This window comes from Bacteroides sp. 224 (assembly GCF_010500995.1).
In the GTDB taxonomy this organism is placed as follows: domain Bacteria; phylum Bacteroidota; class Bacteroidia; order Bacteroidales; family Bacteroidaceae; genus Bacteroides.
In genome coordinates this window covers 1-23441 of the sequence record NZ_QVMK01000044.1, presented here as the reverse complement: position 1 = coordinate 23441, position 23441 = coordinate 1, and the positions used below count along the sequence as shown (strand labels likewise).

Sequence of the window (23441 nt, the reverse complement as noted above, 5' to 3'; positions counted from 1 at the left end):
TGTGTCTCTGTGTTCAAATTGTATTTTATCATTAATTGGGACTTTTACAACATTCACTCTCTCCCCTCTTTATAGGCATCTCTCCCTTCTTTATAAGCATCTCTTCCCTGGCTATCAACTGCAACGATAACAGGCAATTCCTTCACAACCAGTCGCCTGACTGCCTCTGTTCCCAACTCATCATAAGCAATGACCTCTGCACTTTCTACGCATTTGCCCATTAAAGCGGCGGCGCCACCAATAGCTGCAAAGTAAATACCAGCGTGCTGTATGATGGAATTTACTACCTCGGGGCTACGAAAGCCTTTTCCTATCATTACTTTAAGACCTTCTGCCATCAGGCGAGGGGCATATAAATCCATTCTACCACTGGTAGTGGGACCCACAGAGCCAATGGGTTTTCCCGGTTTAGGGGGACACGGACCGGCATAATAGATGGCAGCTCCGGTGAAATCGAAAGGCATGGGGCGACCTTCGTCCAAATATTCGCACATACGTTTATGGGCAGCATCTCTTGCGGTATAAATAACTCCGGAGATGTAGACTAAATCACCGGCTTTCAGGTTGCGGATTACTTCGTCGGTAAAGGGGGTAGTTATGATGTTCTTTGTTTCCATAATGTTTCTTGCTGGTTATTGTTATAAATCTCCTTCTGCATGACGGGTAGCATGGCAGCCAATGTTTACCGAAACAGGCAGACCCGCAATATGGGTAGCATACGTCAGGATGTTTACACTTAAGGCGGTGGTAGTACCTCCAAAGCCGGCGGGGCCAATACCTAATTGGTTAATGGATTGAAGGAGTTCCTCTTCTAAAGCGGCTAATGCCGGGTCGGGGTTCTTCTCTCCTACCGGGCGAAGCAGGGCTTTTTTACTTAAATAGGCACTCTTTTCCATAGTGCCACCTATACCAACACCAACAATGATGGGAGGACAAGGATTGGCTCCTGCATCGGATATGGTTTGAATCACAAAGTCTTTGATGCCTTGCAACCCCTGACTGGGTTTCAGCATTTTCAATCCGCTCATGTTTTCACTGCCAAAACCTTTGGGGGCAACAATAATATGTAGTTTATCACCCGGAACAATGTCATAATGAATAACAGCAGGGGTGTTATCTTTGGTATTTATACGATTCAGCGGATCGGATACAACGGATTTGCGCAGATAACCTTTCTCATAACCGCGGCGAACGCCTTCGTTAATGGCATCTTCAATAGAACCGCCGGTAATATGAACATCTTGCCCAATGGTGATGAATACAACGGTCATTCCGGTATCCTGGCAAATAGGAGCTATTTCATCTTTGGCTATTTGAGCGTTTTCAACAAGGGTGTTGAGAATATTTTTGCCTAAGGGAGATTTCTCGGTAGTACGGCAAATTTTAAGGCAGTTAAAGATATCATCTGTGAGCACACAATTGGCTTCGATGCAAAGCTTTTCAACAAGATCGGTAATTTTATCGGTAGTAACTTGTCTCATATCTTCTATTTTCGTTGTAGGAAATGAACTGTATTAAGGTTGTCGATAGTGATGTTTTCGTTATTGCTTAACACACCAACAATGCAGTAAGTATTGGTTTTAGGATCGGGAACAAAGCGTTTTATGAAAGTAAACTCTTCAATCTCCGAGGTATTGAGCACATGCAAACGAGGGAAATTACAGGCTACTTTTTTATCGCCAATAAGAATATGATCTTCGTCGCAGCAGCAAACGCCGAGATTCTTAGCTATCTCTTCTTTGACGCGAGAGTCGAGCAATTCGAAATCGAGTTCTACTTCTTCTGTGAATTTGAGTACGAAACCATTGCGCATATCTGAGGCATACATAATTTTACGGTTGATTCCCATCTCTGTAGTGAGTATCATAATCGTGATATCTTCGATCGTATGAGCAATCTTACGATAGTGTAGAGATCTGGATACAATTTCGTAAATACTCTGAGGTTGAGGACCAAAGATACTGGGACGGGTGACGATAATTTCTTCGCCTATGCCTACAAGCACATCGGCATTGATACCTAATGCGGGATACAGGAGATTAAAGTGTTCAACAATTACACGTCGCTTATTTTCGAGGGCGTTGCGAACAAAGTCTACAATCTCGTACATCTGGGTAAAAGCAGTTTGAAACCGCATATCAATATGATAAGTGGTGGATTGCTGAACATTCTCGAAAAGATCGCGCACCTGCATTATTTTACGCGGATTGAGCATATCATCATCGTTCGAGAGTTCAAGACCGGGAAACATCCCCCGAATGAGGGATGATTTTCCGGAGCCTGCATCTCCTACTATACCTATTAATCTGTCGGTATAGGTGAGGTGACGTTGAGCGATTTGTTCTCCCAAGAATAAAAGTCGTTCTCGCCCATGTGGGGCGAAGTATTGGGAGAAGACAGAGTATTCTTGTATGAGGTTTCGCATATCGACCTAAATTTGAATGGTATATCCAAGCAAAGGAGAATGTTGTTGGGCGCCATATACATCTGTTTCGCCAAGAGCACCCGAGGGAATAGGGCGCACGATGGTTATTTTAACAGCTTTGGCAGGGTCAAAGTACACAAGCTTGATGATATCAGACTGAGGGATATTGTACAGTTTGGCAAATGCGGGCTCATTAATGGCTTTAGCAGCTTTTACCTGATTATACATATCGAAATCTTTGAAAATGATATCAAACGTAAGTTCGTAAGGACCCGAATTCTTGCTTCGTATTACAGAAGCTATATCTCTTAAATTATATTCCATTGTTTTAGTTTTTAAGTTTTTGAGTTTCTTAGTTAAAACTAAAATACTCTATAGGAAAGTATCCCGAAGGATCGTCTACTTTCATAAGATGGTATATATTAAATTCGTACACCTCTCCTACTTTGCAATCGGAAGGCGAGAAGGGGAAAGCAAGGTTTCCGGCAGTAGAAATGCGTCCTTCATAGCCAAAATGCAGCATGGTGCTACGTGCAAAACCGCAGATGGTATCGGCACGTTCCTGAGTATCGGCCACAGCTTCTATAACGATGCAAAGCTCATGAGCGGTACGGTTGTCGGCACCGGGAAAGAGTCCCATAACACCATTCTTGCCATATACTTTGAAGTCGAGGAAGAAGTCGGTAATGCCATAAGCTTCGAAATTATCTTTAACACGGGCTTTGACACTATCAACTATTTGGTCGATTTTTTCGATCATCACAGGGTCTTTAACTCCGGCCACAGAGATGGTGCGATAGCCAACTTTCTTTACGCCTTCGAGTTTTACAAAATAATCGTCGGTAGGCACAAATTTACTTCCGGCTACTTTTACAGTGTTCTCGGTAAGCTGGGTAAAGGTGGTACCGTAAAGATCGATAGCTCCACCGGGACCGGGAAGCATATAAGGATTTGTTTTCTCATAAAGGGTATGGGCAGCTACCGACAAAGTAGTACACTTACGCAGCGGCGAAAGGGGTTCGAGTACAAAATCTTCTTTATGAAGGTAGCCAAACATACAGTCGCTTCCGCTACCGGGAGTGGCGGCGATAGATGCACATTCAAGTATTTTGCCAAGGTGTATGGCAAGTCCACGGTCGAATCCTTCTTTGATGGCAAGAGCTGCAAACACAGAAGGGTCGTAAGAACGACCGGCAAGAATTACATTAGCACCTTGGTTAAGGGCTTTTATGAAAGGCTCTTCACCCATTTGGGCAACAATACGCACCGTGTTATCTATATCTTCCGCAGTAATTTGTTTGGCCGGGAAGAGAGGTTCGATATCGCCGTTAGCAAGTTTTTCTTTAATCAGTTCTTTATCAAGTTCAGATTGAATAACAGCCAGTTTGAAGTTTAGCTTCTTTTCGGCAGCTATCTGTTTGATGATTTCGAGATTGAACTCTACGTGAGGGCGTCCACCACAACCACCACCTGTACCAATGATAACAGGAATGCCTGCTTCAATAGCAGCGGGTATCATAATTTCGAGGTCGCGCTTTACAGAGTTATAATCAGTAAAAGATTTGCCTGCGCCAAGGTAATAAGGACCGGGATCGGTAGAACCTGCGTCGACAGCTATTACGTGAGGTTTACGTTTCATGCCTTCCTCGAAAGAGGCCATGGGAAATCCATAGCCAAGGATGGCAGTTGGAGAAAGTATTCTTAGTTCTTCCATTTTATAGGGTTTTGAGTGCTAATTTACGAATTATCTGTTTTTAAGTACAAGTATGCGTTGCATTTCGTTGAAAACAAGCATATAACCTTCGTCTACTCCCATACCGGGTTTAGCAAGATATTGTACGGGTGATGTAGCCATAGCTACATGCGCGCATACTTCGGCAGAACGGTTGGTTTCGTTGCAAGTACCACCGAGATATGCCTCAATGCCATGCTGTTTACAGAAGAGAACAGCCTCGATGGAGTTATTGATACCTCCAAGATCGGGTGTTTTAATCTGTACCATGTGTCCGGCACGACGCAGGGTGAAGTCCTGAATATCTTCGAGGGTATTACACCACTCATCGGCTACGATCTCTGCGTGCGATCCTTTTTGTTCAAGGAGTTCACGAATGATGCGAAGTCCTTCGATCTGTGCTTCTTTTTCGCCCATATCAACAGGTCCTTCTACGCGAAGGTGGAAAGGAGCAGCTATTTTTTCAAGGCCGGCAATATAAGTAGCTATAGCTTCAAAATCATTATTGAAAACGATTCCCAGTGTTCCATACACATCAATATGAATAACAGGACTATAGCCCTCATAAGGACTGTATTGAATGATGCGGTTGCGCAACCATTCGATGTAAGCTTCTATCTTTTCGCCACGCAGACCGGTTTTTTCTTCAACATGGTTGAAGAGAGCATGGGGCAATACTTGCGCACCTTTCATAATCATTTTATCGGCATTGATGTAACGATCATCACCGGATTGAGTAAAGATAGGAATCATTGTTTCGGATACAGTGGTTCCGTATTCGTGTGCTATAACTTCGGCCATTTGCTTAGATTGACTTTTGGCAACTGCATCAAGACAGGCTTGAGTTACCCCGTAGCGAATAGCAGTATGATATATTTTGCCAGTCGAGGGACTTGGTGTTTTATCTACCAGCGCAGCCAGTTCTCTGAAAGTAGTAATTTCTTTGCCTATGTATAGGGGAGCAATTTCTTTCTCAATAAGAGGAATAAAGTCTTTGGCAAGAAAGAGAGGATCACGTCCGCCGGCACCGGAGTATTGTACAGCAGCACAATCACCATGAGCTACAGCACCATTTTCAAGAATAAAGAGAACAGAGATAGATTCTCCGGCCATACGTATAGAGGTGAAACCCTCAGTCATAGGAGTGCCTGTATAGAAAGCACCGTCGTGTCCGGCTCCTGCTTTAATAGCTTTTTGATCGTCGAAATAAAATCCGGTTTTTCCGGGAGCGCAAAGTACATTTATTATTTTCATAATTCGTAATTTTTAATTCTTAATTTTCAATTCGCATGTGGTCTTCCCACCAAAAATCCCTTGCCGATGGCATATACATCATCCACTACCATCTGGAAGCTTACAGGACGTTTTTCGAATGCAGCACGTTCTTCCAATTTCTGGCGATGGAAGTTTTTCAGTTCGGGAGTCAATGGCACATTTCCGGCATCGAGCAAACGAACAGCTCCGGTGTTATCGCGGGCGGGCATCAATTTGCCGGCGTTGAATTTGCTGGGTGCAAAAGGAATATCGATTACACCTGCTTCGAAGGCAGCGATGGTACCGAGCACATAATCGCCCTTGCCAAGTTCTTCCACCTTATTAAGGATGCATTGCATTTCCTCTTCAATAATGTGGCTTTCGGCTGCTACAGCAGGGATATCGACAAATGTTTGATCTTTCAGCATGGATGTAAGCTGTTTGGTAGCTTTCAATCCGGCTGCATTGGCTTCTTTAGTGGGTACACCCATAGCTTCATGTGGTGTTTTCACAATTACTTTGGTTGCGTTGGCAAGCACTGCGGCAGCGGCTCCCCACGAAATTACGGCGAATGATTTGGATTCGTCTTGCGGAAATCCGCCCATCCATTGATGGAATACGGTGGTAACACGCACATCATGGAAACCAAATTTATCGAGATATTTTCTTGTCATCGCTTTCAGAGCGCGTATGGCAGCTACGTCTTGTATCAAGTTTCCGCACTGCCCGTAACCTACGGTTACATCTTTTACGCCTTGGGTAGCAGCCAACAAAGCTTCGATCACAGCTACAGAGTTGGAGATACAAGGTGGAACAAGTGTTCCGGTCAACGGACCGAAAGGCTCACGGTTGATAGATACACCGGCTTCCTCATACAGTCCTACCAATCGGTCGGCATACTGCCAGTGGGCAATGGTGCTTTCCAACGAGTGGTTTTTGGAATAGGGTATGTTATAAGAGATACCACCACCCTCATAAGAGGTAAAACCTCCGGCAATGGTGATTTCGGTAAGCAAACGAGCATCGGGGGTTCCGTGGCGCACTTGCACAGGATTTTTCAAAGAGGATGTTACGGCACGGCAGATGTCTACTCCGTAATTCACAGCGGGAAAGCCGTTCAGCATGGAACGTCCGCTCTCCTTGCTTTTTTCAATACCTATTTCGGCTTCTTTATAGCGGTTCAGGCGGGTATAACTGTCGATGGTACTGGGTAGCAAGTCTGCTTCGCCTTCGGTTTCGAGGTATTGCAACAGTTTAATATGCTCAGTATAGAGAGCCACACCTGCACGGGGCTGTATCAGGGTAATTCCGGCGGCGTCTGCCTTTGCCAGTTTTTCGCCAAATCGCTTCGTTTTTTCGATGTTAAGCTGATACTGCACAGCTTCTTCAAAATCTACATTCTTACCTGTAGGCCACTGTTGAAGTACCTGTTCGCGTTCTTTAAAAAACTCGTCTTGAGTTAATTTCCTGTTTCTAAGTTCCATTTTTATGATTGTTTTTTTAGTTTCTATGTTGTACGATTTCTTTTTTCATAAGTTGCAATGCAAGTTCGGGGTCAATGCGACTTAATAATCCCATCGAGGCGAAGATGTACCGACTGTCGAGCAAATATTCCGCCTGATGCGGTTTCAGAAGATGGGGCTTTTGCGGATTGTGCAAAGCTCCTTTCAATATATCAGCAGGCTGAGGGCTATTAATAATGGCTCCCCCTATACCTATTATATATATAAGGTGGGTGAGGTCTTTCCCGGTAAGAGTAAAGACTTCTCCCAGTGGGGTATACGCACTTTCCATGTATCCGCAATGCCTTTCAACAGCTATTTGTACGGCGCTGTGTGCAAATGCTTCGTCCAGGCGTTGCTCCTCGGCACAAGTGGCTATGATATTGGGGTTAGCAATACATTTTTCGGCCCATGCCAGTTGTTGGGTGTCTTCTACCCTCGCCTCTTCAATCAAAGAATTCAGGCTGTAACGCATTCCAAGGTCACCTTCTACGGTTCGTTTGCTAAAGGGTTCAGGCAAACCTTTCACCAACATATTGCTCATGCGTGGCATTCCATCGGCCATAGAGTAGACATCGGTGGTGGCTCCTCCTAAATCGATAGCCATAAAATCACCGATACCCGGGGTTTTAGCAGTTCCTTTACTTAATAACTCGCATCCATCCATTACAGCCAAAGGGGTAGGTATAATGGGGGCAGATGCCATCTGCTGAACGTATGACAATCCTTTGGCATCAATGATTTTTCGGATAAAAACGTCGCAGATGCTTTTTCGGGCGGGTTCAATATTCAGTTTATTAAAGGTAGGCATTACGTTGTCCGTAATCACATAATCTTTGCCGGATGCTTCGAATATTTCTTTCACTTCGTGGGAAGCGCTTTTATTTCCGGCAACGATTATGGTGAAATTTCGGTCTACCTCACACAAGCGTCGGGCGTTGGCAATGATAACCTCTTTGTTTCCACCGTCGGTTCCTCCACAAAGAAGAATTATATCCGGGTTGATGGCGTAGATTTCTTCTTGCTCTCCCTGCGATATTTCGAAGGAGTAGGTTCGAATTACTTTGGCTCCGGCACTGGATGCTGCTAATCGGGCGGCTTGGGCGGTGAGTTCGGGCACGAGTCCGAGAGCTACCATTTTCAGTCCTCCGCCGGCACTGCTGCAACAGAGCAACTTTTCGTAAGTAAAGGCTCCGATTTTCTGCGTTAGTTGGGCAACAGCAGTGTTAAAACCATGAATAATGTCTGTATCAATGGTAGTAAAGGCACTTGCTGTTCCTATAATGGCAGCTTCGACCGTATCAATCAGTGTAAGTTTGGTATAGGTGCTACCAAAATCTACTGTGAGGATGTTCATGGCGTTTTACGATAGGCCTAATATCTCTTTTAAATCGGCAAGGGTGGTTTCTACGGCTGTTCCGGGAGGGTACGCACGGGTAAATCCCATGTCTTTGAATCGTTTTTCTACTTCTACGAAGTCTTGTTTACCTACTACAAGGTTTCCACCTACTAATAAAGGTATATCTTTTAATCCGGCTTCTTCGCATTTCTGGCGAAGACCCTGACAATCTATTTCTCCATGTCCATAGAGGGAGGAGACTAAGATTACATCCGCATTTGTTTCCAACGCTGCCGCAATGTATTCCTCTTGAGATACCATTACTCCAAGGTTTACTACGTTGTATCCTTCTTTTTCTAATGCATAGGCTATAATTTTATTGCCAACAGCATGTACATCTGCACCGATTACTCCGGTTACAATGGTTTTTGTTTTCATGTGTTCTTCCGAAAATGAGTATTATAACGACACAAATGTAGGGTATTATTTGATATTAGAAATGTTTTTGGGAGAAATTATTGTTAATGATTCAAACAAATTGAAACCTACTAAAGGATGCAAAAGATGTTTTATAGAAATAAAACGATAAAAAAGCGAACAGTTTCAATAAAATTGCTTTCATAATGTTTTTAGAGTTGGAGAAATGTTGGTCTATGGATAATATTAAAAGAAGGCGTCTTTACTGAGACACCTTCTTTTTTTAAATTAAATTTCGAGATCCAAAATCAGGCACTCGGATCAATAAACTCATCCTCTCCATCGTTATTACTCTCTTCTTTTTCAGGAGGTAATTTTATTGAAACTGTAGTAGTACCCTCATCCATGGCAGTAATAGAAAAATTACCAAGCATGTTTTTAAATCTTTTACCAGGAGTAAAAAGGAGCTTTTTTCTAACAACGTTACTTGAAGGGAAGATTTAGTTTGGTCAGACCTAACGAGGCAAAAGGTCGGACCTTTTGAGTAATTAGGTCTGACGATTTGCCTCGTTAGGTCTGACCAAACTAAATCTTATCTTCTTCTTGAGTTTCAATCAGCCATCTTCCCACGTTCCGTGTTTCTTTATCGAACTCTACGGCTACCTTTATCAGTTGTCTGGTGTCGGCTGTGTAAGGAATCAGATAACCTTTCTCATCTATCTGGCGGAGGGCATCTTCGGCAGTTCCATTAAGTTTAAACTCGAAAACATAGATATAATCTTTGGTCCATACCACAGCATCAGCACGACCATGCGCAGAACGCACTTCTGTTTGTGCAAACTGTCCCATAAGTTTAAATATGAGATAGAAGATAACCTGGTAGTGGCGTTCTGTTTCGTCATTCAGCTCGTATGGAATGTCGGCAAAGAAAGCTTTCATTCGGTTGAGGAAGGCAGAAATATCTCCATGACGTAACTCTTGAGTAAATTTCCCAATATAGAAAGGAGTATGTAAGTCGGAAGAGTAGGTATAGAATGGAGCAGCAAAGTTGAGTAAGCCATATTTTACCTCATCATTAGGAAAGCCCAATTTATAAGTTTGAAACTCTTCATTATATCCCTTTATAGTCAGATACCCACTTTGGTAGATCATCGGAATGGGATTGTTAACATTGGCACGGTCATCGGTCAGAGAGGAAACGAGCACTTCTTGCCCTTCCAACTCGCGTAGGTCGTAGTCGGTGGTCTTTAGCATCTCTACCAGAAAGGTGGGGGTGCCGCTGGCAAACCAAAAGTTCTCAAAGATACCATCGCTAAGTACATTGAGTAGACTGAAGGGGTTGTATATTCCCTCTTTCTGAAAGCGATTGAAGTAGTAACCATCATAGCGGCGAGTAAGCTCGTTTATTGTCTGTTCATACGTCATATTATGGCGTGTACAAAGCTCCTCTAAGCCAGGTTGGAAAGTTGCTTCTATCTCAGGACGTGTCATACCGCATATATCACTGAAACGAGGGTCGAAGCTGATATCTTTTAACTGATTGAGGGTACTAAAGATACCCATTTGAGCAAACTTGGTAACACCGGTAATAAGAACAAAATGAAGCCATTTGTCGGCCGTTTTCAGTACGGTATAGAAAGCAGTAAGAATGGTTCGGAACTTCTCTTGTAATTCTTCATCGTGAAAGCTTCGCAACAGAGGTTTGTCGTATTCATCGATAAGAACTACTACCCGGCGACCGGTTTTCAAGTAGGCGTGTTCAATCACTGCCATAAAACGCCCTGAATGGTTAATGCCTTTCCCACCGGTTTCGTAGACCTCTTCCCATCGGCAAAGTTGCTTTTCGAGCATTTCCAAAAGGTTTTCGCAACTATCGTAGCGATCAGCATTCAAATCAAGATGAATTACCGGATGTACATTCCACGGAGCCTCCCACTTCTCGATGGCTAACCCATGGAAGAGTTCCTTTTTACCCATAAAGTAAGCCTCGATGGTGGATAGCAATAAACTCTTGCCAAACCATCGGGGACGGGAAAGGAAGTAAGGATTGCCCAACTCAATAAGTTTACGAATATGGTGAGTCTTGTCTACATACTCATAGCCTTCTTCGCGAAGTTTTTCAAAACTTTGTATGCCGATGGGGTAACGTGGAGTACTATTCATTATTTATACGTTTTTATTTGTTTCCAACCGATTACAAAGATACTTCTTTTATTTATTTTGAGCATCTACTGCTTTCTTATTCTTTACTTTTTAAAATCCTTGATACCATAAAAGATAGAGCCGTCAAGTCTGCAAACTTAACGGCTCTACTTTTTAGATTTGATGTATGGCATGTAAAAGCCCTATTTACAGACTCTACAATATCATACTAAACGGTTGAAGTTTCCAACATTTCTAAGATTTGTTTTCTATCAGCAACCCGATGCCAAGCCAAATATTTTTCTGAATCACAGTTCCGGCAACACCAACTTGCAATTCCAAACCAGCCTTTTTCTTTATACACGGTTCTACTAAAAGAATTACATTTTTGGCAGTATATAAGTTGTAAAACATCATCTATGTTTCTTTCTTTTGCTAAGAAAAACATCTTCATTTCATCTATTATCACTTCGTCCAAATTCTCATGAGTAAGACCAGTATAATAGATTTGATAATCCCCTATCAAAGAAGCATCTTCTGCCAGTTCCATGAAAACGGAAGGACAATTTATAGATTCCAGCTCATAGTAAGTTTCCAAATACATCTTCTCTAAAATTGCCAACCCTTTTTGGGGGTGCATTTCTCCGTTTAATACCTTCCTTGGAACAGAAGAAAGATACATATCAAACAAATATTGTTCCTCCCGGTGAAAAGTCAAACCAAGATCATCTACCGATTTTTGTAGATATTTCTCAATATCATAGCTTTCATTTTTATCGAGCGAAGCCAAAATATATAGATTTTCAGACTCATAACCTCTTTCCATTAGTGAGAGCGCCCAATCAATATATTTACTACTATATCCAACTCCCAAAAGGGTTTCTGCCAGCAATAAATCTAACTCTTCTTGTATCTTCTTTTTCATTCTTTACTTTTTATATGGGCAAAGATAGAAACTGAATGTGCAGTATTTTTGCGCAATAAGAAGTTTGTTTCGCATTAATGCCATATAGGTTGAACTATATGGTATAGATTACTTAATAATGCACTACATGATCTTTAGGAAATGGTTTTCCGCTCCAAGCTTTTTTAGATGTCCAATCCAATGGTTCGGAAGTCCAGAAAGAATGATCGGCAGGCAACCCCAAAGCCAAAAACACTTCCGAAGTAATGTACATACTTCCATTGTTCGAGTACCAATCGGCTAAATCGGCTTGATGTCCGGCAAATCCTAATTGCAGGAATCCTCCTTCATTAAAGTTTTCTTCTATTGAGAACATACGCTTCATTACGCCAGTAAGCGCATTTCGAACTTGACCCTCTTTTAATTCTTTAGGAAGTATCTCTTTCCAACAGAGCATAGAAAGAGGCTGAAACACACCCATGCGATATGTCATGGAGCGACCAAATACAGGGAAAGAAGCCTCAGGAGAAATAAGACGTTCTAAAATTATACCAAACCGTTGCATTCTTTTCTGGGCTTTCTCCAGATTTTCGGCCACACTTCCCGATGCTCTATCTCGCATTCCGATTTTCTTATCTGTTAATACCTGTAGAACTTGCACATACATGGGGTGTATAACATAACTATTATAATAGTCAAAAGCAAAGTCCTGACCATCCGAATACCAACCATCACCTACATACCATTCGTTTATTTTGCGGATAGCGGTGTGAATACGAAATTTATCGTATTGTGCATCTACTTTCAGCAAGAAAGTCTCTACCATGGCAGAGAAAAGAAGCCAGTTGGAGTAAGGAGGATCAATTCGACGCAATTGCTGAAACTCTTTAATATAACGTTCTTTGGTTACCTCATCCAGCGGTTCCCACAGTTGTTCGGGCGCACGCAAAAAGCTACTTGCAATGTATGCGGCATCTACAAGGGGCTGACCTTCGCTTCTCCACAGCAAATAATCGGGGCTACTTGGGTCTACTGAGTGTGCATAGCTTTTCAATGCCCATTCACGTAGTTGTTTGCGTTTTTTTCCTTCCTCGGTATCGTCATCGGGCAGACTTAACCAAGGGGCAATTCCCGACATTAAACGTCCGAAACATTCCATGTAAGTCACATCTTTGTTGCGTCCATCCCAAGTAGGACTAACTTCTATTTGCATATTCTTTTTAAGTTCTCCTTTACTCATATTACTAAGTACCGGAGCAGCTATTTTATAAGCTGTTTCAACCCAATATTCCCGATCGCTGATTTCTTTCTTGTTTTTCTTCTTACCGGTTTGCGCAAAAGATACCGACGACAGCGCAAACAAGAGCGCACATACAATAATAATTTTGTTTTTCATTTGGACAATCCTTATATTTAAATAGATAATTAATTACTTCAGTAACCAGACATTTATTCTTACTTTGTCTTTTTATGGTTCTTTTCGAAACTGTTTGAAGTTACAAAGATGCAAACTTAAGATTATAAATAGAATATTAGAGCCTTTTTAATTTGTCACAGAATAATTATTATAGGATGCTTTCGTTTTTTCTTTTATACTCTTTTCGTGATCCCTGCATCTCACCCAAAAAGAACCTATATCAGCATAAGACATTGAAGCTGAAGCAATGCTATTGAAATCGAATATTAAATTGACTCAAAATCGCATAATTATCTATCAATATACACTCAACAGCTTGCCCCGGTTGAAAGATCGGGGCTTTTCTGTACTTTCCACGAAACAACGAAGCTTACCTCCCTATCACTACACATGTGAGAGAGATATACTTGGATTCATTAAAAAATGCAGTACCAATGTAGTACCATTTTCATCTATCTTAAAAGAAAAACCCTCCCAGAATCATTCTGAAAGGGTCTCTTGAGGTTCCTGGCGGATTCGAACCGCCGTAGACGGTTTTGCAGACCGGTGCCTAGCCACTCGGCCAAGGAACCCTGTATTTCCGTTTTGCGAGTGCAAAGATAGTACCAATTATTTAAACTTCCAACTACCCACAGCATTTTTCGTCATTCTTTTTTTGAATTGCTCCACAGTTTTGCTTTTTTTCATCCATAATCCGTTTCAAATCACATCCTCCCACACAGTTTGCGCAAGGGTTTTCATTGTTTTTTGGAGAACGAAAAAACTTCAATGTGCGACGAATCACTTCAGCCACACAAAGAAAAACGATTAATGCCACTATTATTTCTTGTACACTCATATTAAGATAACAGAAGAAAACTCAAAAAGTTTTGTTAAGCAAGTTTAAGTCAACAGTTTCCCAATCTGATAAACAGCAAAGGTGACAATCCAGGCTAAGCCTGTAGTATATACGGCTGTAAATACTGCCCACTTCCAACTGGACTCATGTTTAATGGCAACGAGTACGGCAATACATGGGAAGTAAATTAGCGAGAACAACATATAACAAAAGGCAACCAAAGGGGTTATAGGGATACGATTTGCAAGACCTGCGGAATCAACTTCAGGGTCATCCGCGTAAAGCACCCCTAAAGTACTTACTACAAGCTCTTTGGCTCCAACGCCTGTTAATAAACCGATACCTAATTTCCAGTCAAAGCCTAAGGGTTTAATGGTGGGTTCAATGGCTTTACCTAATTGACCGATATAGGAATGTTCTTGCTGTTCGGCTCTACTTTCATACACTTCGTTTTGGGGATAATAGCCTAAGAACCAAATAATGATGGAAGCAATCATAATAATGCCTCCCATTTTCTTTAAGTACTGGCTACCTTTATCCCAAGTATGACGGAGAATAGATTTTGCTGTTGGCATACGATAAGGGGGAAGTTCCATTACAAAAGGAGTATCATCTCCTTTTACTAAGAATTTAGTAAAGATACGGGCTACAATAACAGCCAGCAAAATGCCTATAGAATAGATTAAAAGCAATATTAAGCTACCTTGATTCGGAAAGAATGCGCCAACCAACAGTAGATATATAGGCAAACGGGCACTGCACGACATCAATGGATTAACAAGCATCGTCACTAACCTGCTTTTTCGGTTTTCAATGGTACGCGAAGCCATGATAGCAGGTACATTACAACCAAAGCCCATAATAAGTGGAATAAATGATTTTCCATGCAGTCCCATCTTATGCATAACCTTATCCATAATGAAAGCAGCACGAGCCATATATCCCGAATCTTCCATAACTGAGATGAAGAAATAAAGTATCAGTATGTTTGGCAAGAAAACTATTACTCCGCCTACCCCACCAATAATACCATCAACAATTAAATCTTTTAAAGGACCATCACTCAGAAATCCTTGTGCCCAATCGCCAAGTTCTCCAACCAACCATTCAATACCTTGCATTGGATAATCACCCAATATAAAGGTGCCTTCGAACATTAGGTACATGAACAGGAAAAATATAGGAAACCCCCAGAAACGATGCGTTACAATGGCATCGATAAATTTAGTAGTTTGCCTCCTTTCCAGTTTATTATCTGTAAAAGTCTCTTTTAAAGCACCACTGATAAAACCATATTTCGCATCTGTTATAGCTGCCTCACTGTCTTCTTTCATTGAGTTCTGGATGCGAGCAACACGTCTATCTCTTATTCCTAATATATTTGCACTATTAGGAAGGGAACGAATCAAAGTCTCGACCTCTTTATCGTGCTCCAAAAGTTTAATAGCTAAAAAACGGGTAGAATATTTATGTCGTATGGATTCATTCTCGGAAATGACATCCTTAATAGCATCAATGTCTTTTTCTAATTCGGGACCATGATTAATATGTATATGACGATACACACTACTACGAGGTTTTTGAGAATGAGTGTAGTCGTCCATGTGGTCGTCATGCTCCTCTTCATCCACATGAGTACGATGCCAATCTTGCAATTCTTTGACTACTTCCGGATTGATGTTACCCTCTTTATCCAAAAAATCAGCACCTTCATATAAATTGATGATAATATGAAAAAGATGTTTGAGGCCTCTTCCTTTCTTCGCAACAGTAGGTACCATCGGAACACCAAATAAGCGACTCAACAAACGATAGTTCAAAACATTACCGCTTTCTTCTAACTCATCGTACATATTGAGGGCTACTACCATACGCACATTCATATCAATCAATTGCGTAGTCAGGTACAGATTGCGTTCTAAGTTAGAAGCATCTACCACATTCAGAATAATATCCGGAGTTTCGTCTACAATATGACGACGTACAAATACCTCTTCGGGCGTATATGCAGATAGAGAATATGTTCCCGGCAAATCGACTATTTTAAAGCGATATCCCTCAAAATCAAAATGACCTTCTTTGGCATCTACCGTCACCCCACTATAATTTCCAACATGCTCGTGGGCACCCGACACCAAATTAAAGAGAGAGGTTTTACCACTATTCGGATTCCCAACAAGCGCTACATTGATAGTCTTTCTTTTTCCAAGAGCTACTCTTTTCAGGAATTCTTCCGAATGCTCAATATCTTCGTTTAAACCTGCGTAGTAATCCTTCTTTACAAAATAATCTTTCGCTTCCTGTTCGCTGATTACTTCAATCATTTCAGCTTCTTGTCGACGTAGGGATATCTCATACCCCATCAATCTATACTTAATCGGATCTTTCAGAGGAGCATTTAAAAGCACTTCTACAGTTTTACCTTTAATAAAGCCCATTTCCACAATACGTTTGCGAAAACCTCCATGTCCTAAGACTTTAACAACAACCCCTTTCTCGCCGGTTTTTAATTCAGATAAGCGCATATATGTATCTTTCCCTAAATTTTAGGCAAAGATAATTCATTTCTTCATGTTCGGCAATTTATTTAGACTGCTTTTAAATAAGAAAATCTAATTTATTCAACTAAAATCGATATCCCACGTTAAAGTAAAAGCCTAATTGTTTGGTACGATTAGATATATTCAGTGTAGCCTCAATGGGCCCAAAGAAACTATCATAGCCATATCCCACCCCCATACCGAAAAGCTGGCTTCCTTTAAAAATGCGTCCAAGATCATTTTCCGTCAATCCGTAATTGGTTATAAATGACACATAATTATTTTTACCCATTCGTTGACGAAACTTAAGAGCCCCTACCATTACTGAATTATCAACAACTTCCATATAGTTTATTCCCGCAAAAGGAATCTGTTGTGGCATATATCTTCCGGGCACATCTCCACCTAAAACATTCATATAAGGATAAGGAGAATCTTGTCCAAAAAGTACACGCCCATAAAAAGAAGGAAGCAGGGAGAAACGGCGAGTAAGCGAAAAGACCCCTTCCCACCACGCACAAGCAGCTCCAAAAGGAGTATTATCTTTATAAGATGACAGATTATCTGTATATATGGATAGGTCTGCATGTAAAGACATTCCTTTGGTTGGATAAGATTTTTTGTCTGTTGTTTCATAGCGAAGTATACCATAATAACTAAAAAAACCTTCCGGTTTTACTGTCATATTATTCTCCGTATTATTAAACAAAAAAGTACTATAATTATAATATTCGTACCTCAACCCTAAGCTCATTCTTAGATTTCGGCTCAAAATACTGGAATAACCTATATCACCAAAATGCTGACTGTAAGTAGTATTGTAAGCTCTGTCTCCATGACTATAAATATTCATGTCTGTATATTGAAACTTATACGAGAGATTTATATAACGCAAAGCACTTGGCAGTATTAAATAATCCAATTGTGCGCTTGCCCGTTTGCCTATTCTTCCTGTGACAATAGCTCTGGTGGCAAGTTTGGTTTTAAACTGATAAGAAGCATTCACTTGTACGGCAGCTATTTCTTCCAAATCGAAGCGAACCCCCAGGTTAATTGAGTTGGGAGTATTGCTTTCTACCACAAATTCCAAATCATACGCATCTCCATTCTGAGAGAAATTATAGGTTATATTTGTATATGTCTGCAACGAATAAAGCTTATCGACTGCCAATCGTAAATCTTTCATTGTAATATGTGTATTTTCGAAAATTTCTCCTTTCTCTTTCAATCGTTCCGCATCTTTCTTACTGGCACCACGAAAAGAAATATTACGAACCAATATAGGGTTGTCTTCAGACAAAAAAACATAAGGAGCATTCTTTTCCGGAACAAAATTATTATTTATCCCTATTTTATGCTTCAACTGATTAAGATTTTCCCACTCTGTACGTGCTGCAAACTCCCCTCTGGTCATCAATGTATCCAAAGCTACTGTTGTAAAACTGGCAGCAGTATATCCTTTCACATCTACTTTAATATAAAGGTCGGTATCCTTTAGGTTACGATTATACTTTTCCTGACCTGTCATATCCGTAAGTTTATTAATCATATCTACCAAACCCGATATTTTATCCTTTGCTTCGGGTCCTGATTGCACATCCACCCCAATTACCACTTCCGCACCCATGGCACGAGCCACGTCTACGGGGAAGTTATTCAGTAGCCCTCCATCTACAAGTACCATACTATCAAGTCTTACCGGAGTAAAAGCTGCAGGAATAGCCATACTTGCCCTCATAGCTTCAGACAATCTTCCACTGTGAAAAACCACTTCTTTTCCTTCCATCAAATCTACAGCCACACAAGCAAAGGGAATAGGTAGTTTATTAAAATCAATAGAATCATGATAGCCGATGGTTAAATCTGCAAAAAGGTTATGCAAATTCTGTCCTTTTACAATTCCGTCGGGCATTACTTCACCCGGATTTTTATGAAAAGGAAGCGATAATACATACTTCTCTGATTCTACTTTTTCCAGAAAAGTTTTCTGGCTTCGTTGCATCCTGTCTGTTAATATAAAAGTCCAATCTTGTTTACGAATCATACTATCCAACTGGTGAGGAGTATACCCGATGGAGTAAAGCCCACCCACAATAGACCCCATACTGGTTCCTACTACAATATCAATAGGAATGCCGGCTTCTTCAATCACTTTTAATGCTCCAACATGAGCCACACCTTTGGCGCCTCCTCCACTTAAAACAACTCCCACTTTTTTACGTGATTGAGCATTTACCGGCAACATCAATAGTCCCAATAAAAATAAAACTATATATCTTTTCATATAATTACGTTAATAATAAGATGTTTTGCAATTAAAACTAAGATCTAAAACCACTTTTTTCATACCTGGCTTATTTTAAACAAGGCGAAGATACAAAAATGTCTTCTATTTTACTTATTTTTGCACTATAAAACAGTTAGCCGGTCTGTCGCTTAAATTTATTTAAGAGGAAAGTCCGGGCAACATAGAGCATTCTACTTTTTAACAGAAAGTTATCCGTGAGGGTAAAGTAACGTAGAAGAAAACAACCGCCTCTTTTTTCGGAAAGCGGTAAGGGTGAGAAGGTGGGGTAAGAGCCCACCGGTCGCATGGTGACATGTCGAGCCGTACGTCTTAGGAGTTGTAAGGTCATGTATACCGGCATTATAAGAGTTGCTCGCTCAACGTCGGAGGGTAGACCGCTAAAGTAATATGGCAACATATTACTCAGATAAATGACAGACACTTCTGAATTTATGTAGAAATAAACAGAAGTACAGAACCCGGCTTACAGGCTGACTGTTTTTTCTTTTAAACATTAAAATGCCCTAAACTAAATGAAAGATTTTATTCTCAGAATATTAAACTTCCTAACCAATGATATATGGCGAATCACGGAAGATGAAGTCACAAAAAAAAGATTCTCCCTGTACACTGTTATCAAAACTGCTTATCTCACTGCCGACCATTTCACCAAAGATCGCATTGTCGACAGAGCATCTGCACTGACCTACAGTTCATTGCTGGCTGTGGTTCCCATACTTGCCATTTTATTTGCCATTGCTCGTGGGTTTGGGTTTGAGAATCTGATAGAAAGTCAACTCATACAATTTTCAAGTGGAGTTAATTACGATACGAAAGAGATAATGGGATTTGTTGACAACTATCTGAAAGAAGCCAAAAGTGGAGTTTTCTTAGGGGTGGGTCTTATTATGTTGTTATGGTCTGTTGTAAACCTGACAAGCAATATAGAAAACACCTTCAATCGGATTTGGCAGGTTAAAAAACCGAGAAGCATGTACCGGAAAATCACCGATTATTTTTCCATGTTTCTTCTTTTACCTATTGTATTAGTATTATCAGGAACCATTTCTATTTTTGTTTCCACCCAACTGAAAGGCATGGCCGAATACATTATACTGGCCCCCTTTTATAAGTTTCTAATTACATCCATCCCCTTTGTTTTTACTTGGCTCATGTTCACCGCACTATATATTTTTATGCCAAATACAAAGGTTAAGTTTAAAAGTGCCTTCATAGCGGGAGTACTGGCAGGATCTGTTTTTCAAATCTTCCAATACATATATATCAGTGGGCAATTATGGGTAACAAAATACAATGCCATTTATGGTAGTTTTGCTGCTATACCTTTATTCTTATTATGGTTACAAATGTCGTGGACCATTTGTTTGCTTGGCGTAGAACTTGCTTATGCCAGCCAGAACGTACATAGTTATAATTTCGAAAATGACACCCGGAAAATCAGTCGTCGTTATCGCGATTTTATTTCCATCCTGATACTCTCACTTATAGCTAAGCGATTCGAAAAGAATGAGACTCCTTATACTGCCGAAAAGCTCTCGGAGGCACATCATATTCCTATTACCCTCACCAATCAGGTGCTTTATCACTTACAGGATTTGGAACTTATTCATGAAGTAATGACAGATGAAAAGAGTGAGGAAATCACTTATCAGCCTTCCATTGACATTAATCAACTTACACTTGCTTTTCTTGTAGAACGGATAGATACTTACGGATCGGAGAATTTTAAGATTGATCATGATCAAACATTCGCCGAAGAATGGAAAACGTTAATCAACTTGAAAGAAGAGTATTACAGGAATGCTGATAAAATCTTATTAAAGGATTTATAAAGTCCAACTCAACACCTGTCCGGTCTAATCAAAGTGACTGCTTGATAAATCAGATGAATAGTATCATAGTAGCAAGCAGACACCTCTCTTAAATGGGAAAAACGAAATATCTTATTCGTATTTATTATAAGACACTACTTTTTCTTTGGGTTTCCGTATCTTTTTCCGTTTCTCTTTCGCTGGATATCCAATAGTTATATCCAGCAATAAGCGTTTAGATTCAGGAATTCCGACCAGTTTCTTAATCGCTTTTTCATCAAACCAACCCAAGATACAAGAGCCAAGCCCTTCGCTTTCGGCAGCCAATGATATATGAGCAGATGCTATTCCTAAGTCGATTAATGGAAAATGCTTACTTTTAAACTTCCCGCCAAGTTTTGAAGAAATATTGGCAGATTCCTCTACAATAAGAATATGTACAGGGGCATCTTTAGCAAACTTATTCATCCCCAGCCCTGCAGTTGCCTTACCTACCTGAACAGCCAATTCGGGTTCATTCACCACTATAAATTTCCAAGGTTGTGCATTGCAAGCAGATGGAGCCAGTCGAGCCGCCTCCAGAATACGTTCCAGCTTTTCTTCCTCTACTAACCTGCCCTTTACATAAGCCCGATCGCTTTGTCGGGCTTCTGCCAATTCCAGAAAATGATAATATTCTCTATCCATTAGTTTTCTTCTATTGACAAGATTCTACTGATATACTTTCCTATTATATCAAACTCCAGATTTATCACACTACCTATCTGAAAAGTATGAAAATTAGTGTACTCGTATGTATAAGGTATAATAGCTACCTGAAAAGTATCATTGGTAGGATTAACTACTGTCAGACTTACTCCATTCACGGTTACAGAACCTTTGTCCACAGTTAAATACCCACGTTTAGCCATTTCTTTATCATACCGATATTGAAAGGTAAAATACCAGCTTCCTCCGGCATCTTCTATTTTTGTACAAACGGCTGTTTGGTCTACATGCCCCTGAACAATATGCCCATCCAACCGACCATTCATCATCATACTACGTTCCACATTCACTTTATCTCCTACCTTTAACAAGCCGATATTGGAACGTTCGAGCGTTTCTTTCATGGCAGTCACCGTATACGTATCTTCTGTTTTACGCACTACAGTTAAACATACACCATTATGCGATACACTCTGATCAATTTTCAGTTCGTTTACAAACGAGCATTTCAGTGTTAGATGTACATTTTCCAACTCTTTTTCCAACGCTACTACGGTAGCATATTCTTCAATGATCCCTGAGAACATAATCTATATTTTTAAAAGATTTAAAAGCAGAACAAAAGTACAAAATTCCAGCGACTATTATAGGAAACCGTTTTGGATTTTATGGAATTCTATCTGTTGGCAGAATTAATTATGAACCCTACTTACCCCCAATAAACTATGTATATTTCAGATTTAGTTTATATAATATCGAAGAGGTAAAAGTGTTCGGTTAGTTCCCTGCAATACGTTTTTTTGTTTTGCTGCAAAAAGTGTTACCGACCAGTACTGGTGGGTAGTACCGAGCAGTACAGGTGGGGAGTACCGACCAGTACTGGTCGGTAAAGGTACTTTGCCTGAACTGAAAATTTAGTTTGGTCAGACCTAACGAGACAAAAGGTCGGACCTAATTATTGAAAAGGTCGGACCTAATGTAGCGTTAGGTCGGACCTTTTAGAAACATCATATATATATACTACAAATATGCGGCTAAAAGATTTTTGTTCATTAGAAAATAATTCGCAATTTATGAAAAAGAAACAATTCGAAGCAGTACAAACAAAAAATAGGGCTTTTCACAAAGCCCTATTTTTCAGTTTTCAATAGGTATTAGTTTTTTTTAAGGTAAAAAGATTGTTTTCAGGATAACGATGCAAATATAACCGCTTTTCTTGTTACAACCCAAATAATAAAACATGTCATATAACATATTTTAAAGAAAACCAACACCTAAAATATCTTATCCGGGATAACTTTCATCTGTTTTCCCACTATGTTTTAACACTTTAGCATCAATATAAAATATGATCTCTTCGGCAATATTAGTGATGTGATCACCCGCCCTTTCAAGCTTTCTAAACACACTCACCAAATCAAGACAAAGCTTTAACGCATCCGGATGCAGCTTGATATATTGAGCCAATACTTTCGTTGCCTCCGCATTTATCTCGTCTACCACATTATCTTTGGCAAATACAGAATTTGCAAGCTCCATGCTTTCATCATTCAAAGCACGCTTAGTAGTTTCCAACATTGAAAGTACTTCCGTCAGCATCTCTTCCAACCGCAAATCTTTTAATAATTCAGAATCCAAAACCGGATCCGGCGAATGAATCACAAAGCGCGCAATACCTTCAGCAAAATCTCCCAAACGTTCCAAATTGGAATTAATCTTCAACATAGCCAATACAAAACGAAGATCTACCCCTACCGGATTGTATAAAGCTATAATATCTTCAATATCACTATCAATCTTAAGTTCGAAAGCATTTACTCTTCTTTCTCGTACTAATACTTGCTGGGCCAATTCTTTATCAAAAGTCAATACAGCCTCTCCGGCACGGTCTAACTGATTATAAACCAATGTCCACATCTCATCTGCTTCCTTCTTCAGCAGCAACAGTTCCGATTCTATAAATTTCACCATATCTTCACAATCCGTTTATGCAAATATATTAATAATGCGAATCAGTATTTGAACTCTGATTCTGTTGTTTTAAAAAATTAGATAAATAAATGCGATGGCAATTTTCCCCATCGTATGTATTAAAAGTCCAGGC

General features: G+C 40.4%; 20 protein-coding genes, 1 tRNA gene and 1 other RNA gene. 2 read left to right on the top strand and 20 right to left on the bottom strand.

Annotated features, from left to right (window positions below):
- Positions 1-53: 53 nt before the first annotated feature.
- The 17 genes from D0T60_RS16505 to D0T60_RS16430 all read right to left on the bottom strand — a co-directional run bounded on the left by D0T60_RS16505 (position 54) and on the right by D0T60_RS16430 (position 18794).
- The gene (locus D0T60_RS16505) at positions 54-617 is read right to left on the bottom strand and encodes a Fe-S-containing hydro-lyase (protein ID WP_163219234.1); all 564 of its coding nucleotides are present in this window, start codon (positions 615-617) and stop codon (positions 54-56) included.
- A gap of 21 nt (positions 618-638) precedes the next feature.
- Positions 639-1481, bottom strand: coding sequence for a fumarate hydratase (locus D0T60_RS16500; protein WP_163219233.1), 843 nt, complete (start codon positions 1479-1481; stop codon positions 639-641).
- A 5-nt stretch (positions 1482-1486) separates the two neighbouring features.
- Positions 1487-2425, bottom strand: a complete 939-nt coding sequence (locus tag D0T60_RS16495; protein WP_163219232.1) for an alanine-tRNA synthetase second additional domain-containing protein — start codon at positions 2423-2425, stop codon at positions 1487-1489.
- A 6-nt stretch (positions 2426-2431) separates the two neighbouring features.
- The gene (locus tag D0T60_RS16490; protein ID WP_163219231.1) at positions 2432-2749 is read right to left on the bottom strand and encodes a DUF4387 domain-containing protein; all 318 of its coding nucleotides are present in this window, start codon (positions 2747-2749) and stop codon (positions 2432-2434) included.
- 28 nt (positions 2750-2777) lie between these two features.
- The gene (locus D0T60_RS16485) at positions 2778-4139 is read right to left on the bottom strand and encodes an acyclic terpene utilization AtuA family protein (RefSeq protein WP_163219230.1); all 1362 of its coding nucleotides are present in this window, start codon (positions 4137-4139) and stop codon (positions 2778-2780) included.
- A gap of 30 nt (positions 4140-4169) precedes the next feature.
- Complete coding sequence (locus D0T60_RS16480; RefSeq protein WP_163219229.1) at positions 4170-5411, bottom strand: methylaspartate ammonia-lyase; 1242 nt, start codon at positions 5409-5411, stop codon at positions 4170-4172.
- Positions 5412-5437: 26 nt separating this feature from the next.
- Entirely contained in the window at positions 5438-6895 is a 1458-nt protein-coding gene (locus tag D0T60_RS16475; protein ID WP_163219228.1) for a methylaspartate mutase subunit E, read from the bottom strand.
- Positions 6896-6911: 16 nt separating this feature from the next.
- The gene (gene glmL, locus D0T60_RS16470) at positions 6912-8270 is read right to left on the bottom strand and encodes a methylaspartate mutase accessory protein GlmL (RefSeq protein ID WP_163219227.1); all 1359 of its coding nucleotides are present in this window, start codon (positions 8268-8270) and stop codon (positions 6912-6914) included.
- A gap of 6 nt (positions 8271-8276) precedes the next feature.
- Positions 8277-8690, bottom strand: a complete 414-nt coding sequence (glmS, locus tag D0T60_RS16465) for a methylaspartate mutase subunit S (protein WP_163219226.1) — start codon at positions 8688-8690, stop codon at positions 8277-8279.
- A gap of 287 nt (positions 8691-8977) precedes the next feature.
- Positions 8978-9103 carry a hypothetical protein gene (locus D0T60_RS18970; RefSeq protein ID WP_255491747.1) on the bottom strand — a complete coding sequence of 42 codons (126 nt, stop codon included), beginning with the start codon at positions 9101-9103 and terminating at the stop codon, positions 8978-8980.
- Positions 9104-9254: 151 nt separating this feature from the next.
- Positions 9255-10832, bottom strand: coding sequence for an ATP-binding protein (locus D0T60_RS16460; RefSeq protein WP_163219225.1), 1578 nt, complete (start codon positions 10830-10832; stop codon positions 9255-9257).
- 208 nt (positions 10833-11040) lie between these two features.
- Entirely contained in the window at positions 11041-11736 is a 696-nt protein-coding gene (locus tag D0T60_RS16455) for a hypothetical protein (RefSeq protein WP_163219224.1), read from the bottom strand.
- Positions 11737-11848: 112 nt separating this feature from the next.
- The gene (locus D0T60_RS16450) at positions 11849-13111 is read right to left on the bottom strand and encodes a DUF2264 domain-containing protein (protein WP_163219223.1); all 1263 of its coding nucleotides are present in this window, start codon (positions 13109-13111) and stop codon (positions 11849-11851) included.
- Positions 13112-13633: 522 nt separating this feature from the next.
- Positions 13634-13704: transfer RNA gene (locus D0T60_RS16445), tRNA-Cys, on the bottom strand.
- 53 nt (positions 13705-13757) lie between these two features.
- The gene (locus tag D0T60_RS16440; RefSeq protein WP_163219222.1) at positions 13758-13970 is read right to left on the bottom strand and encodes a hypothetical protein; all 213 of its coding nucleotides are present in this window, start codon (positions 13968-13970) and stop codon (positions 13758-13760) included.
- 44 nt (positions 13971-14014) lie between these two features.
- Complete coding sequence (feoB, locus tag D0T60_RS16435; protein WP_163219221.1) at positions 14015-16495, bottom strand: ferrous iron transport protein B; 2481 nt, start codon at positions 16493-16495, stop codon at positions 14015-14017.
- Positions 16496-16595: 100 nt separating this feature from the next.
- A complete protein-coding gene (locus D0T60_RS16430; protein WP_163219220.1) occupies positions 16596-18794 on the bottom strand; it encodes a patatin-like phospholipase family protein in 2199 nt (732 codons plus the stop codon).
- Between the two features lie 132 nt (positions 18795-18926).
- Here D0T60_RS16430 and rnpB point away from each other — a divergent pair.
- Positions 18927-19300, top strand: an RNA gene (gene rnpB, locus D0T60_RS16425) — RNase P RNA component class A.
- Between the two features lie 30 nt (positions 19301-19330).
- Positions 19331-20650, top strand: coding sequence for a YihY/virulence factor BrkB family protein (locus D0T60_RS16420; RefSeq protein ID WP_163219219.1), 1320 nt, complete (start codon positions 19331-19333; stop codon positions 20648-20650).
- 111 nt (positions 20651-20761) lie between these two features.
- On the opposite strand, the gene D0T60_RS16415 is transcribed toward D0T60_RS16420, so the two are convergent.
- From D0T60_RS16415 to phoU, 3 genes are all read right to left on the bottom strand, one after another.
- On the bottom strand, positions 20762-21316 hold the full coding sequence (locus D0T60_RS16415; RefSeq protein ID WP_163219218.1) for a nitroreductase family protein: 555 nt from the start codon (positions 21314-21316) through the stop codon (positions 20762-20764).
- Positions 21316-21924 carry a riboflavin synthase gene (locus tag D0T60_RS16410; RefSeq protein WP_163219217.1) on the bottom strand — a complete coding sequence of 203 codons (609 nt, stop codon included), beginning with the start codon at positions 21922-21924 and terminating at the stop codon, positions 21316-21318. Before D0T60_RS16410 ends, D0T60_RS16415 begins: the two co-directional genes overlap by 1 nt.
- 697 nt (positions 21925-22621) lie before the next feature.
- A complete protein-coding gene (phoU, locus tag D0T60_RS16405; protein ID WP_163219216.1) occupies positions 22622-23308 on the bottom strand; it encodes a phosphate signaling complex protein PhoU in 687 nt (228 codons plus the stop codon).
- Positions 23309-23441: the final 133 nt, after the last annotated feature.

Coding starts and splice junctions, on each gene's coding strand:
- glmS (WP_163219226.1), bottom strand. CDS start 8,690: ATGAAAACAAAAACCATTGTAACCGGAGTAATCGGTGCAGATGTACAT.
- D0T60_RS16415 (WP_163219218.1), bottom strand. CDS start 21,316: ATGGATAGAGAATATTATCATTTTCTGGAATTGGCAGAAGCCCGACAA.
- D0T60_RS16440 (WP_163219222.1), bottom strand. CDS start 13,970: ATGAGTGTACAAGAAATAATAGTGGCATTAATCGTTTTTCTTTGTGTG.
- D0T60_RS16480 (WP_163219229.1), bottom strand. CDS start 5,411: ATGAAAATAATAAATGTACTTTGCGCTCCCGGAAAAACCGGATTTTAT.
- D0T60_RS16455 (WP_163219224.1), bottom strand. CDS start 11,736: ATGAAAAAGAAGATACAAGAAGAGTTAGATTTATTGCTGGCAGAAACC.
- D0T60_RS18970 (WP_255491747.1), bottom strand. CDS start 9,103: ATGCTTGGTAATTTTTCTATTACTGCCATGGATGAGGGTACTACTACA.
- D0T60_RS16490 (WP_163219231.1), bottom strand. CDS start 2,749: ATGGAATATAATTTAAGAGATATAGCTTCTGTAATACGAAGCAAGAAT.
- phoU (WP_163219216.1), bottom strand. CDS start 23,308: ATGGTGAAATTTATAGAATCGGAACTGTTGCTGCTGAAGAAGGAAGCA.
- D0T60_RS16410 (WP_163219217.1), bottom strand. CDS start 21,924: ATGTTCTCAGGGATCATTGAAGAATATGCTACCGTAGTAGCGTTGGAA.
- glmL (WP_163219227.1), bottom strand. CDS start 8,270: ATGAACATCCTCACAGTAGATTTTGGTAGCACCTATACCAAACTTACA.
- D0T60_RS16475 (WP_163219228.1), bottom strand. CDS start 6,895: ATGGAACTTAGAAACAGGAAATTAACTCAAGACGAGTTTTTTAAAGAA.
- D0T60_RS16505 (WP_163219234.1), bottom strand. CDS start 617: ATGGAAACAAAGAACATCATAACTACCCCCTTTACCGACGAAGTAATC.
- D0T60_RS16430 (WP_163219220.1), bottom strand. CDS start 18,794: ATGAAAAGATATATAGTTTTATTTTTATTGGGACTATTGATGTTGCCG.
- D0T60_RS16460 (WP_163219225.1), bottom strand. CDS start 10,832: ATGAATAGTACTCCACGTTACCCCATCGGCATACAAAGTTTTGAAAAA.
- D0T60_RS16485 (WP_163219230.1), bottom strand. CDS start 4,139: ATGGAAGAACTAAGAATACTTTCTCCAACTGCCATCCTTGGCTATGGA.
- D0T60_RS16420 (WP_163219219.1), top strand. CDS start 19,331: ATGAAAGATTTTATTCTCAGAATATTAAACTTCCTAACCAATGATATA.
- feoB (WP_163219221.1), bottom strand. CDS start 16,495: ATGCGCTTATCTGAATTAAAAACCGGCGAGAAAGGGGTTGTTGTTAAA.
- D0T60_RS16500 (WP_163219233.1), bottom strand. CDS start 1,481: ATGAGACAAGTTACTACCGATAAAATTACCGATCTTGTTGAAAAGCTT.
- D0T60_RS16495 (WP_163219232.1), bottom strand. CDS start 2,425: ATGCGAAACCTCATACAAGAATACTCTGTCTTCTCCCAATACTTCGCC.
- D0T60_RS16450 (WP_163219223.1), bottom strand. CDS start 13,111: ATGAAAAACAAAATTATTATTGTATGTGCGCTCTTGTTTGCGCTGTCG.